Origin of the sequence: Bacillus sp. M13(2017) (genome assembly GCF_002218325.1) — a bacterium.
Classification (GTDB): domain Bacteria; phylum Bacillota; class Bacilli; order Bacillales; family Bacillaceae_G; genus Bacillus_A; species Bacillus_A thuringiensis_K.
Genome location: NZ_KZ268501.1, coordinates 388,888 through 401,980 on the forward strand (window position 1 = coordinate 388,888; position 13,093 = coordinate 401,980).

Below are 13,093 nucleotides of genomic sequence, written 5' to 3' on the forward strand. Positions count from 1 at the left end.
GTTATAATGACCAAAAAGAACAATATAACGTTTTTTATTATACATAACGGTCGTTATATTGTATACAGTGTAGGAGTGTTTTTTATGGAAGAAATTCAACTTATTCTGGCAAAAAATTTAAAATCAATACGTGAAAAAGAAAAATTAAGTTTAGAAAAGGTCTCTCAATTAACAGGTGTAAGTAAAACAATGATTGGACAAATAGAAAGAGGAGATTCAAGCCCGACAATAACGACAATATGGAAAATTGCTAATGGTTTGAAAGTATCCTTTACCTCTTTAATCAATAATCCAAAGCCTGATACGAAAGTAGTTTTACGAAATGATGTTCAAGTATTGTCTGAAGACAATGGGAAATATAAGGTGTATCCCTCATTTCCTTTCCAAGATGATAGGAACTTTGAAATCTATATGGTTGAAATTGATACAGAAGGGAAATTAAGTTCAGAAGCGCATAAAGAAGGAACAGAGGAGTTTATAACAGTATTTGAAGGGGAATTGACAATTGACATAAATGATTGTCAATATACGTTAAATAATGGGGACTCAATTCGCTTTAAGGCGGATAGACCGCATACTTATACTAACTCAGGAAGAACATTAACTCGGTTAAGTATGACTATTTATTATCCAGCTTTATAAGCTGGCAATAATATGAAGAGTAAAAGTGTATTGTTAAAACCATCTATAAGAGATGGTTTTATTTTTTTGAATATAAAAAAAGACACTCAATTGAGTGTCAATATAGTATTGCTCTCGCGTATAGGATTGGAGATGTTCCTCAAATACATATTGAGATGGTCTGTAAAAAAGAAACAATCTTCATCTTTAATGTAACATCGACATGGGGGAAGTGTAAATTGATAATATATATACGGAAAATTTAGTATAGATGTTTTCTACTATGGATATAGTACAATTTACTTTTATTACGTAATCACTATCGTAATATTTACCAATTGAGTATTTAGGTTGTTTATTATAAAAAGAATGAATCATTTTTTAATCAATTCGTATAATTGTAAGAGAGGCACCTGTTGATCCACCTCCAACTAAATTCACGACAGATAATATACCAAATAATTGTAGTGAAATTGTATTACCAGCATTTAAATTAGTAATTAAATTATTACTATAATTTGAAGTTGATAAAGCGGGAGAAAAAATAGAGCCAGGAATTGGCGTAGAAGCGTTTAATAGTAGTCTAGTTCCAGCAAGTAGAGCGGTTGTCGTATTAACTTGATAGGTTAAATGATATCTTCCAGTTACAGGAATTGTAAATACGTCATTTGAAGCGTTAACTGTAAAATTACCAAGACTTTGGTTATTTGAAAGTGGAATGTTTGTTCCTCCTAATATGACTGAAACAGGACCACCTGATGTATTATTAGCGAACATAGAGTTGGTTGTAACGATAGACCCAGTACTGCCGGTAGGCCCAGTAGATCCAGTACTGCCGGTAGGCCCAGTACTCCCAGTAGACCCAGTACTGCCGGTAGATCCAGTATTCCCGGTAGGCCCCGTAGGTCCAGTAAGCCTGTAAGGGAAAATAATGTCAAGAGCCATTGATATTAATTCCTTTTTTCTAATTTCATTATTATCTTGAATATAAATCACCTCAACTTTTTAAATAAGAATGTTATAGATTTAGTACTTTTTAAATAGAATGATTAATTTATTATATTAATTAAAGCGGTTATAGCAACGGTAAAATGTTTAATATATGTAATAATTCTTTGGGAAGAAAAAAGAGAATAGTTATAAATTTTTTCTTTAATGATAGGGTCATAATGATGTGTATGAATTAAAAAACATGTGGAATGAGGTATTAAATTGAAACGCAATGACAATTTATCATTGAATAAGGGGATGATAGGACCAGAAAATATTGGACCTACCTTTCCGATTCTTCCACCAATTTATATTCCAACCGGAGAAACAGGACCGACTGGACCAACAGGGATAACAGGCCCAACCGGAATAACAGGAGCAACCGGAGAAACGGGGCGGACCGGAATAACAGGCCCAACCGGAGAAACGGGGCCGACCGGAATAACAGGCCCAACCGGAGCAACAGGCCCGACCGGAATAACAGGCCCAACCGGAGAAACGGGGCCGACCGGAATAACAGGAGCAACAGGCCCAACCGGAATAACGGGACCGACCGGAGCAACAGGCCCAATTGGAATAACAGGTCCAACTGGAGAAACGGGACCGACTGGAATAACAGGCCCAACCGGAGCAACAGGTCCTACTGGGGATATCGGTCCTATAACCACAACCAATTTGTTATATTACACTTTTGCAGATGGAGAGAAACTTATATATACAGATGCTGACGGGATACCTCAATATGGTACAACGAATATTTTGTCTCCTAGTGAAGTTTCTTATATTAATTTGTTTGTTAACGGAATACTACAACCACAACCATTATATGAAGTGAGTACTGGTAAATTAACTTTATTGGATACGCAACCACCATCGCAAGGATCTTCAATTATATTACAATTTATCATTATTAATTAAAAGGACAGATCCTTAATGAAAAGGAATCTGTCCTTTTTTGTTTTATATTTAAATAGTTAAAATTAAGTGAAGGTACATTCAATTTCTAGCTGTCATAAATGGTTGAATGATAGGAATTTTAACTTCAATCCTTTCCACAGTGTATTGGAATAAAATATAAAATGAATTTTTCAATATATTATATGAGAGTCCTCTATAATACAAACGGCTTCATGTTTAAAAAGAGAACACAATCTTAGTAAAGAAATAATGTATATTTATATAAAAAAATGGCACTGTTAATTGTTGAGTATATTCAAATTAATATGTGTATTTAAACCTAAGAGATAAACGTGGAAAAATAAAATAAACCCGTAAGTTTAGGTATTTAATCTAAGCAGTCAATTATTAAAAACATATAATTAATATGTGAGTCATGAACATAATTAAATAACGTTTTTAAGTTTAATTATATTTCATGTTTCCTATTTTAAGTCAATATATAACATGTTTTTTTACAACTTTATGATCCTTATAATAGGAAAAACTCAAATATAAAACAAGTAAGGAGGACATAAATGACAAACAATAATTGTTTTGGTCATAACCACTGCAATAATCCGATTGTTTTCACTCCAGATTGTTGTAATAATCCACAAACAGTTCCAATTACTAGTGAGCAATTAGGTAGATTAATTACTTTACTAAACTCTTTAATAGCGGCTATTGCAGCGTTTTTTGCAAACCCAAGTGATGCAAACAGATTAGCTTTACTCAATTTGTTTACTCAACTATTGAACTTACTAAATGAATTAGCACCTTCTCCAGAAGGGAATTTCTTAAAACAATTAATTCAAAGTATTATCAATTTACTACAATCTCCTAACCCAGATTTAGGTCAATTGCTTTCTTTATTACAACAATTCTATAGTGCTCTTGCACCATTCTTCTTCTCTTTAATTATTGACCCTGCAAGTTTACAACTTTTATTAAACTTATTAACTCAATTAATTGGTGCTACTCCAGGAGGAGGAGCAACAGGCCCAACAGGTCCAACAGGTCCAGGAGGAGGAGCAACAGGTCCAACAGGTCCAACAGGTCCGGGAGGAGGAGCAACAGGTCCAACAGGTCCAACGGGAGACACAGGTCTAGCAGGAGCAACGGGAGCAACAGGTCCAACAGGAGATACTGGAGCAGCAGGCCCAACAGGTCCAACGGGAGACACAGGTCTAGCAGGAGCAACGGGTCCAACAGGAGCAACAGGTCTAGCAGGAGCAACAGGCCCGACAGGAGCAACAGGTCTAGCAGGAGCAACAGGCCCGACAGGAGCAACAGGTCTAACGGGAGCAACTGGTGCAACGGGAGCAACTGGTGGCGGAGCTATTATTCCATTCGCTTCAGGTACAACACCAGCTCTGTTAGTTAATGCGGCATTAGCTAATACAGGAACTCTTCTTGGATTTGGATTTAGTCAGCCTGGCATAGCTCCAGGTGTGGGAGGAACTCTCACAATACTACCAGGTGTTGTAGGTGATTATGCATTTGTAGCACCACGTGATGGAATTATCACGTCATTAGCAGGATTCTTTAGTGCAACAGCGGCGTTAGCTCCATTAGCACCTGTTCAAATTCAGATGCAAATATTTATCGCACCTGCTGCAAGTAATACGTTTACACCAGTAGCACCACCTCTATTATTAACACCAGCATTACCAGCAATAGCAATTGGTACTACAGCAACAGGAATCCAAGCTTATAATGTTCCAGTAGTTGCTGGGGATAAAATATTAGTATATGTTTCATTAACAGGAGCTAGTCCAATAGCTGCAGTTGCCGGATTTGTAAGCGCAGGTCTTAATATCGTCTAATTTGTTACAATGTTAATAGGAAATTAAACAGGGGTTCGTATATAGTCCTTCCTAATAAATTTAGGAAGGACTATATTTTTGGGGGAAATATGTAATAAATTAAATGAACAATTACTCTTTGTTAAGTTCGTATAAAAAAGTATAATTTCCCCTTTCTTATTTAAGGAATAAATTATGTAACTTAAAAAATTTCAATCAGCAAAAAAAGATGAATTCTTTTAAAAAAGAATTCATCCATAAAATAAACTATTTATTTTTATTGCAGTTACATCCTTTTTTCTTTACATAGCCTTGCTGAGTTAAGTCTCTTTGCGATTGGGAATTGGAAGATTGCGAATTGGAAGATTGAGAGGATGCTGAAGAGCTACTATTTTTATTATAAGAGTAGTTTTTTCGATAGTTATAATTACTCATAGTACTATCACCTCCAATTTAATATATAAATATTATATGTATGTACACTATCAATTGTTACTATTATTAATAGGAAGAGAAGATACAATAAAAAATCTCCTCGGTATTTTCCTAGGAGATAAATGATGATTCTTTTGAAAAATTATAAATTAATAACCCCAGTAAAGAGGAAAGTAATAAGAGTCTTGGCAATACGGATTATGTTGTTGAGCGGGGGGCTGGGGTGGATAATTTTTCATTTCGCGGTTTTGATTACAGTTTGCCGGAGGGCCAATTACAGCAGTTGATTGGATAGGAGAAACCGCTTGTTTCCATTGTTGTTCATTGAGACAATAAGTATGGGCCATCATATGAGCAGGAGTTAATCTTAAAATGTCAGAACCGAAAATAACTTCTGGCGTTGGGGCATTGAAAATAGCTAATAAATGAGTATTATCTGCTGTAGAAATTTCATAATGCCACCATGCTTGTGGAATGTTGGCAACTTGCCCGGGTTTTATCGGTAAGTTTAATATTTGATTCGTAAATGGATTAAGTAAAGAAACAACAGCAGACCCTGAAATACAATAAACAAGTTCAGCTGCATTTTGATGAATATGTGGCTCTACAACATTTCCTGTACTTAAATAAATATCTAATAATGAAGTATTTTCTAAAGTATTTAATTGTTTAATACCAAGTACATTTATATAATTTTTGGCATCTTTCCGAAAAAAATTACTTTTATTTACATCATAAGTAAAATTGGTTGAGGGGGAGGTATAGTCGATGTTGGCAGTCAATTGTATTACCCGCCTTTCTATAGGTAAGTTAGGTTACAAAATTAGGATATGTGTCTAGTCTTTGTTTTGTGCTGTTGTCGGTAGCTTAATAAATTCACTTATTCCATAAAGAATAAGGTGTTAAGACTAAACTATATTCGTATTCCCATTCATACTTTGGATTGATGGAAAAAAGTAATGAAAATGTTAATTTAAAATTACATCAATCATTTATAAGGAGTGAATGTTCATGTCATTTAGTGAAATGATTAGAAATGAAGTACTCAGCTGGGCGGGTGTTTCTGAAAAACCGCATCGATTTGGTGGTATTGAAATAAATTATGGTAAGAAAGAACTTGGGCATCTTCATGGTGATAAATTAGCTGATTTACCATTTCCGAAGTTAAAGAGAGATGAATTAGTGAAGCAAGGATTGGTAAAACCACATCACGTATTACCTGAATCAGGATGGATCAGTTATTATTTAAAGAGTGAAGAGGATATTCCATTTGCAATTGAGTTATTTCGTATGCAATATGATCGAATTAAAAAGTAATGAAATAAAGTAGGGTAATAAAAATTTATTTTTATGTCACATCCCTCCTTAATCGTTCGTCTTGTATGTAGAACGATTGAGGAGGGATTTTATTATGGATACATTTGATATAGCAATTGTTGGCGGTGGGCTTGCTGGATTAACAGCATCTATATATTTAGCGAAAGCTGGAAGGAAAGTGATTGTATTAGAAAAGTCTAGTCAATTCGGTGGCCGAGGGATGACTATAAATAAAAATGGAATCTGCATGAATCTTGGTGCACATGCTTTATATAGAGGCGGGACAGCGTTTATAACTTGTAATGAGCTCGGTATGAATCTTCCAGGTGGAATACCATCTACAAAAGCACATGGAATATGGAAAGGGGATATATTCACTATCCCAACAGATTTTTACTCAATTTTATCAACACCACTACTTTCTTGGTCTGCAAAAGTACAATTCTCACGTCTTATGATGCGTTTAGGAAATTTAGATGTAGGAGAAGTTCCGAAAATGAGTCTAACTACATGGGCAGAAAATGAAATAAAAGATCCAATGGTTCGCAATATATTTTATGCGCTATGCCGGACAACAACATATACGTTTGCTCCTACAATACAATTAGCATCATCTGTACTAAAGCAAATACAGCTTTCTATAAAAGAGGGGGTGGTTTATGTAGATGGTGGTTGGGAGACGATAATAACAAAATTAAGAGCTATAGCGAATGATATTGGGGTACAGTTTTTGGCTAAAAAGCATGTTGTGGAAATTGAGCATTCCGAAGATAAACAAAGAATACATTGTGTTGATCATGAGGTTTTTGAAGTAGGCACAGTTATCGTGACGACTCCGCCGAAAGAAGCTTGTAAAATAATAAAAGGTGCAGAAGGAACAAGTTTGCATAGATGGAGTGAACAATCGGTACCGGTTACTGTTGCTGCATTAGATATTGGCTTGAGACAATTACCCAATCCTACACATCAATTTGTATTAGGATTAGATCAACCTATATTTTTCACAAATCAATCGAGAGCAGCTAAATTAAGTGAAGATGGATCAATTGCAGTGAGTCTAATTAAGTACCATAATCCTGTGCTAGAGATGAATCATATTCATGAAGATAAAGAACAATTGGAAAGTACGATGGAGTTGTTACATCCAAATTGGAAAAGAGAAGTTGTTGCACAGCAATATTTACCGAAAATAACAGTAGTACATGATTTTCCTCATATTGACCGTGTTGAAAAACCGGGCCCTAATATACCTGAAATGCCAGGTGTTTATGTTGCAGGAGATTGGGCAGGGCATGATGAAATATTAGCTGATGCTGCGGTAGCAAGCGGGAAACGTGCAGCGTTACACATTTTAAAGCAATATGAAAGTGAGGCAGTTCATCATGGAAACGGAGCAGTTATATGAAGCGTATCAACCATTATTATTTTCGTTAGCATACAGAATCCTTGGGAGTGTTATGGATGCTGAGGATATCGTTCAGGATGTATTTATCTCGCTAAATAATATAGAAGATCCTCAATCTATAGAAAATATGAAAGCATATTTATGTAAGATGGCGACAAATCGTTCAATTGATAAATTACGATCGGCAGCGCATAAGCGTAACGTGTATGTAGGGATGTGGTTACCAGAGCCAATTGTAGAAGAGAGTGATGAGCCATCAAAGTCTTTTATAATGAAAGAATCCCTTTCCACCGCATATTTATTACTTTTACAACAGTTATCTGAGGTAGAAAGGATTGTTTTCATATTAAGAGAGGTTTTCAGTTATGAATACGAAGAAATAGCTTCAATTGTTGATAAGAGTAGTGTGAACTGCAGGAAGATCTTTCAACGTGCTCGAAAAAGCATGTTGGAGAAACCGAAGCAATCAAAATTAAGCACGGAGAAAATGGCTTCTTATGTTGAAAAGTTTGTATCATCATTACAGTGTGGGGATGCGGAAGGTATGTTAGAAGTATTAAAAACAGATGCTATACTCAAAGCTGATGGTGGCGGTAAAGTTACGACTGCGATCAATCCGATTTATTCTGCAGATCGAATTATACGTTTGTTCTTTGGGATTGCACAACGATTGACAGAAGAGTACACTGTTGATTTCAAAATGGTAAATGGTATACCAGGAGTTATAGTTACAATAAATAATAAAGTAACGTATGTTCTTTCGTTTGCATTTGAGGATGAGAAGATTTCAAATATTTATATGATGGTTAATCCTGAAAAACTTATGCATTTAAATGTAAAAATATAAAAAAGCGCATTTCTTCAGAAATGCGTTTTTTATTATTTTTCTAACATTTCAAGAGGTACATCTTTTTCGCCGGCTACCTCAAATTTAATTTCCCCGTCTTCTTCATAAATACGTGTAATAATCGGTATAGTAATCATTAATTTTTTATGCTGCTTTCGTTTTCGAGCAGCATCTAAGCTAATAACGTTCATTTGTAAGCATCCTTTCTTCTGGAAATATATAAACAAAGAAAATGCGTCCGAAAAGGGCGCTTAATTGAATTTGAAATACCGATTCATTTAAATGGGGTTTATATAATTTAATAACTGCAATTTTAATATGAAATAATATGAATGGAATAATTGCACGTAGAAATTAACTTTACCAAAAAACGAAACAATATGCTATAAAAAATTATAAATCTTTGTCATATAACAGGAAAAAGGTTTTTGTTTCGCATATAATAAAAAGTAGACGGGCAGCAAGAGCTTTTTTCATCATATTGCTTGGAAAGGCGATGAAAAGAATGGATACAGTAGATTCATTATTATTGCAACTTGAACAATATGGAGAAGAGCATGATCGAAATAAAAAAACAAGGGAAGAAAAATTACGGAATGTTTCTCGTGAGATGGGGCAATTTTTATCAATTTTAGTAAAAGGGTGTAATGCAAAAAACATCTTAGAAATTGGAACTTCTAATGGTTATTCTACATTGTGGTTAGCTAATGCAGTAGAAGAAACAAATGGAAATGTAACAACTGTAGAGCTTTCTTCAGAACGAGTTGGAGAGGCACTTGTCAATTTTGAAAAGGCAAACCTGTTACAAAGAATCGATATTCATAATCAAGAAGCAGGGGCATTTTTAGATTCACAATTAGATCATTCATTTGATTTTATTTTCCTAGATTCAGAGCGCACGCAATACATGTGGTGGTTTGAGCATATAAAACGTATGTTACAACCAAAAGGTTTTCTTGTTGTTGATAATGCAACTTCTCATGCGAGTGAATTAGATGAGTTTATAAAAATGATTGAAGAAGATGATACGTTTGAAACGGTGTTATTAGCGTTTCAAAAGGGAGCATTTGTAGCTCGCAAAAATAAATAGAAGTGAGTGTAATAGAATTATCACATTGAAAACGGGTGAATGTCAAAAGATTGAGTGTAGCACGATTAAAAGAACATAAATTATTTAGGAAATATATGAAGAATCCGCCTTCAGCATGTAGTTCTCTAGGTCTTAAGTCTGAGGAAAATTATGTTGATTACAGGTATACTTATAGTAAGAAACAGGGAATGACTGCATAAACAGACATTTCTAAAAAAATCGATTTCAAGCAGTCAGAATGTATATGAAATACGATATAATTGATGAAATATAGTGCATATAAATTCGCACATATAAATAAAGGAGCGATTTTGTTGACTGAACTCGAGAAAAAAGAACCTGTATCCATTGTGAAAGATAATAATGTAGAAGTAGTAGTTGATACAGTTATAAAAGATGAAGAATTAGAGGAACTAAATAAAGAAGCTGATCTTTATGTACAAAAGTTAAATAGCGAGCAAAATACAGATTTATCAAAAGTATTGTCTCAGCTAGGAGATTTAGGGGATAAAGAGCAACAAGCAGCAGGACAAACGTTATCAGCTTTAAAACGCCCTGTAACAGCGATGATGAATGGGAAAAATGAAGAAATTCCAAATACATTGTTAGAATTACGAAAAGTGGTATCAGAGCTTGATCCCAATTCACTTAAAGCAAGTGGTATGAAGAAAATAATGTTTAAAGTATTCAAGAAAAATCCACTTGAAACATACGTGCATAAATACCAATCTATAGATAAACAAATCGAGGAAATTATTAGATCCCTTCTAATTGGCCGTGATAACTTACAAGAGGATACAGTTGGTCTTGAAATGTTAAAAGAACAATCGCACGATAAAATTCATGCGCTTGATAAACAAGTATACTTAGGGAAAAAGCTTGCTGGCATGCTTGAAGCTGAGAAACAAAACCCAGAGCGTCAAAGAGATATTCCGTTAATTAACGATGCGTTAGAAAAGATACTTGTACGTACACGTAATATGCAGCAAGCGAAAAGTGTATTATTACAATCGATAGCTTCTGTAGACATCATTAAGAAAAATAACGAAAAGTTAACAGAGGCAATACGAAATGCAATTACGATGACGCAAAACGTTGTAACAGTTTCAGCTGCTATTCAGCTAGCATTAACGAATCAACGTAAAACAATTGACGCTGTAAATGCGACGAATGAAGCAATTGAATCGATGGTATTAAGTAATTCTCAAGCGTTAAAACAAAATACAGAAGAGACGACGAAATTGCTTGAAAATCCCGCTATTAGCATGGATAAATTACGTGAATCATTCCAAAATGTGTTCGCTGCAATTGAAGCATCTGAAAAATCGTCAGAACGTATTATCGAGTCAAGTAAGAAGTTCGTTATTGAACTAGACACATTTAATGATGAGATGAAGCAGAAACTCATTCAGCGTCCAAGGAAATAACGGATTATTAGAGGAGGTGAACAAATGAGTTTCATTCAAACAGTACTATTACTACTCGGTACATTGCTTTTAATAGCATTTACTGTTGTTGTTTTAGTCGTATATTTCGGACGGAAGTTGTATTTTTCATGGGCGAAGCCATATAAAAGAGCGCAAGATTCTTTAGATAAGTTATCAAACAAATCAATACCGTTTCTACAAGAATTTACACAACATCCACTGTTTTATCGCTGGATTCGCACTGAAGGAAAGAAAGAACAAAATACATTAAATACTCTATTTTGTGCATCAGGTCAACGTACGAGAGAACAAGTCTTCTCGATGTTACCGAAAGAAAAGCAGAAAAAAGTGCATGTAATGGCAAAAACTACGAAAAAGTTTACGAATGAAGATATCGATGTGGCTGCGATGAAAGTGAAAGATTTCTTAAGACAAGAAACACAACAAACTGTAAAACCGACAGACTTATCATTTTACAAATTGTATTTTTATGACCGTTATCCAGACGCATTAAATACAATTCAAGCGTATAAACGCTCAATAAATCCTTCATTACAAAGAACGGTTGATGATATTACAATTTCAGTATTGAATGCACTTCCGTACTATCAAGAGCAACGCATGTTTGAACAACAACATAAACTTGAAACGTTCTTAATGAAAGATTTAACGGCCATGTTATCGTTGGTAGTACAATTACCACCTTCACAAAGACCAGAGAAGGAAGAAGAATTGAAAATCTACTTGGAAAATTTCCAAAAAGAAATGGAAGTAGTAGAGCGAGATATTCGCGACTCAATTGATCACGATTTAAATGTGAAGATGAGAGCAGCGACTGAGAAGTTTAAGAATAAATAGAAGAGATCGCCTAAAAAGTTGAATGTTTCAGCTTTTAGGCGTTTTTTTTGTGAGTTGAGAGAGTGTAATCTTTTGTGAAATTGTATATACAAACGTTAATAAGTGGTAAAATATAGAGTGTTTTTTTATACTTTGTGTAAACAATTATTATAAAAGGGGTATGATATTGTGCTAATTGAGTTAGTCATACTATTTGTAATTCTATTTTTATTTCTTGGCTACCCTATTAGTAAAGCATGGGATAGTTTCCAATTGAAGAAGGAGAATTCCTCAAGTATACTAAAGTTCGAGCCACAGGAAATATTATCAATAGGTTTGAGTTATTTTATCTTTGGTTTAGGTATTATGTGGAATGCAAATGATGTAAGAGCAGGAATACCATTACATAAATTCGAAAAGAACGGAATGATGTCTGATCAATATGCTTCTTTAGCACATGACCACATTGCGATAGTAGTTCTTTTAGTTATTTTAGGTGGAGTTTCGTATTGGAGATTAACAACAGGCTTAATAAAACTTTCACCAATATTTTATATTTTTTATAGTACTTTAATGATAGTAAACATTGTATATACATTCATCTATATTACTCATACAGGCTCTGCTTTTTATACGGAATTAGGAGGATTGAGATACATTCCAGTCTTTTGTATTCAAGTTGGAATGCTTGCATTTAGTCTATTATTCTTAGCTAAATTAAGAAATACATTAGGTTATTTCATACAATCTCAGAATGAGAAAGATTATACGCAGAGCAACAGAATTATATTATTGCTGTATCGCATTTCTTTTGGATATCAAAAAATGGCTACAGTCTGGATGATAAGTTTATTTCCTGTCTTGTTAATTGTTCAATTTATTTTAATACTGTTTGGCCAAAAACCAGATAGTTTTATAAGAGTGTTTATGGAAACAAGTAGTTTTAATTATTCTAAGATTCCCGCCCCAAGTCCTCAAATTGTCTCCGGGGATGGGCATTATTTATGTACAGTTTCTGTGAAAGGTCATAAAAACATCGTTAAGCCATTACGAGCAGGAATTAGGCATGGGGAAAGAATTACAGTTAATCGACAGTTATTAATTGCGAACGCTTTTGAAAATGTAATTGAGGAGCGGGTACCAAAATGTCATAAAGTTATTCGTAATTTTTATGATAAATACGGTTATCCAATTAGTAAACATATTAATACGAAATGGTCGGCTGATTTTGTTTATATTTTAATGAAGCCACTAGAATGGTTCTTCTTATTTGTACTTTACACAGTAGATAAAAACCCTGAGAATAGAATTCATATTCAATATAGTGAACTACGAAAATAAAAGTAAGAGCCCGCATTCAAAAAAATGCGGGCTCTTACT

Annotated in this window: 13 protein-coding genes; 10 read left to right on the plus strand and 3 right to left on the minus strand. The window is 34.2% G+C overall.

All coding sequences use genetic code 11. The features are described 5' to 3' along the window. The first annotated feature begins 6 nt into the window (after positions 1-6). Positions 7-642: a helix-turn-helix domain-containing protein gene (locus tag CGQ22_RS08390; RefSeq protein WP_003301221.1), complete on the plus strand. Its 636-nt coding sequence runs from the start codon at positions 7-9 to the stop codon at positions 640-642. 360 nt (positions 643-1,002) lie between these two features. On the opposite strand, the gene CGQ22_RS08395 is transcribed toward CGQ22_RS08390, so the two are convergent. Continuing rightward, positions 1,003-1,617, minus strand: coding sequence for a BclA C-terminal domain-containing protein (locus CGQ22_RS08395; RefSeq protein WP_089148553.1), 615 nt, complete (start codon positions 1,615-1,617; stop codon positions 1,003-1,005). Between the two features lie 216 nt (positions 1,618-1,833). On the opposite strand from CGQ22_RS08395, the gene CGQ22_RS32685 reads away from it, so the two are divergent. Together CGQ22_RS32685 and CGQ22_RS08405 are read left to right on the plus strand one after the other, a co-directional pair. Next, complete coding sequence (locus tag CGQ22_RS32685) at positions 1,834-2,529, plus strand: DUF4183 domain-containing protein (RefSeq protein WP_089148554.1); 696 nt, start codon at positions 1,834-1,836, stop codon at positions 2,527-2,529. Positions 2,530-3,086: 557 nt separating this feature from the next. Next, positions 3,087-4,376: an exosporium glycoprotein BclB-related protein gene (locus CGQ22_RS08405; RefSeq protein ID WP_089148555.1), complete on the plus strand. Its 1,290-nt coding sequence runs from the start codon at positions 3,087-3,089 to the stop codon at positions 4,374-4,376. Between the two features lie 563 nt (positions 4,377-4,939). On the opposite strand, the gene CGQ22_RS08410 is transcribed toward CGQ22_RS08405, so the two are convergent. Then, positions 4,940-5,572 carry a cupin domain-containing protein gene (locus tag CGQ22_RS08410; protein WP_061884152.1) on the minus strand — a complete coding sequence of 211 codons (633 nt, stop codon included), beginning with the start codon at positions 5,570-5,572 and terminating at the stop codon, positions 4,940-4,942. 229 nt (positions 5,573-5,801) lie between these two features. Here CGQ22_RS08410 and CGQ22_RS08415 point away from each other — a divergent pair, with 229 nt between their 5' ends. The 3 genes from CGQ22_RS08415 (at position 5,802) to CGQ22_RS08425 (ending at position 8,359) form a co-directional block, all read left to right on the plus strand. Then, on the plus strand, positions 5,802-6,107 hold the full coding sequence (locus CGQ22_RS08415) for a luciferase domain-containing protein (protein ID WP_000010319.1): 306 nt from the start codon (positions 5,802-5,804) through the stop codon (positions 6,105-6,107). A 94-nt stretch (positions 6,108-6,201) separates the two neighbouring features. After that, positions 6,202-7,512 (plus strand): phytoene desaturase family protein, encoded by a 1,311-nt coding sequence (locus CGQ22_RS08420; RefSeq protein WP_061884153.1) that lies wholly within the window; start codon positions 6,202-6,204, stop codon positions 7,510-7,512. Further along, positions 7,490-8,359 (plus strand): sigma-70 family RNA polymerase sigma factor, encoded by an 870-nt coding sequence (locus CGQ22_RS08425; RefSeq protein WP_000447142.1) that lies wholly within the window; start codon positions 7,490-7,492, stop codon positions 8,357-8,359. Before CGQ22_RS08420 ends, CGQ22_RS08425 begins: the two co-directional genes overlap by 23 nt. Before the next feature lie 32 nt (positions 8,360-8,391). On the opposite strand, the gene CGQ22_RS31915 is transcribed toward CGQ22_RS08425, so the two are convergent. Beyond that, a complete protein-coding gene (locus tag CGQ22_RS31915) occupies positions 8,392-8,550 on the minus strand; it encodes a hypothetical protein (RefSeq protein ID WP_001100984.1) in 159 nt (52 codons plus the stop codon). 305 nt (positions 8,551-8,855) lie between these two features. On the opposite strand from CGQ22_RS31915, the gene CGQ22_RS08435 reads away from it, so the two are divergent. The 4 genes from CGQ22_RS08435 (at position 8,856) to CGQ22_RS08450 (ending at position 13,054) form a co-directional block, all read left to right on the plus strand. Further along, positions 8,856-9,449, plus strand: coding sequence for an O-methyltransferase (locus CGQ22_RS08435; protein WP_002094007.1), 594 nt, complete (start codon positions 8,856-8,858; stop codon positions 9,447-9,449). Between the two features lie 314 nt (positions 9,450-9,763). Beyond that, a complete protein-coding gene (locus tag CGQ22_RS08440) occupies positions 9,764-10,876 on the plus strand; it encodes a toxic anion resistance protein (RefSeq protein ID WP_000137407.1) in 1,113 nt (370 codons plus the stop codon). A gap of 24 nt (positions 10,877-10,900) precedes the next feature. Further along, a complete protein-coding gene (locus CGQ22_RS08445; RefSeq protein ID WP_000008360.1) occupies positions 10,901-11,734 on the plus strand; it encodes a DUF3974 domain-containing protein in 834 nt (277 codons plus the stop codon). Between the two features lie 168 nt (positions 11,735-11,902). Continuing rightward, a complete protein-coding gene (locus tag CGQ22_RS08450) occupies positions 11,903-13,054 on the plus strand; it encodes a DUF6688 domain-containing protein (RefSeq protein WP_000904387.1) in 1,152 nt (383 codons plus the stop codon). Positions 13,055-13,093: the final 39 nt, after the last annotated feature.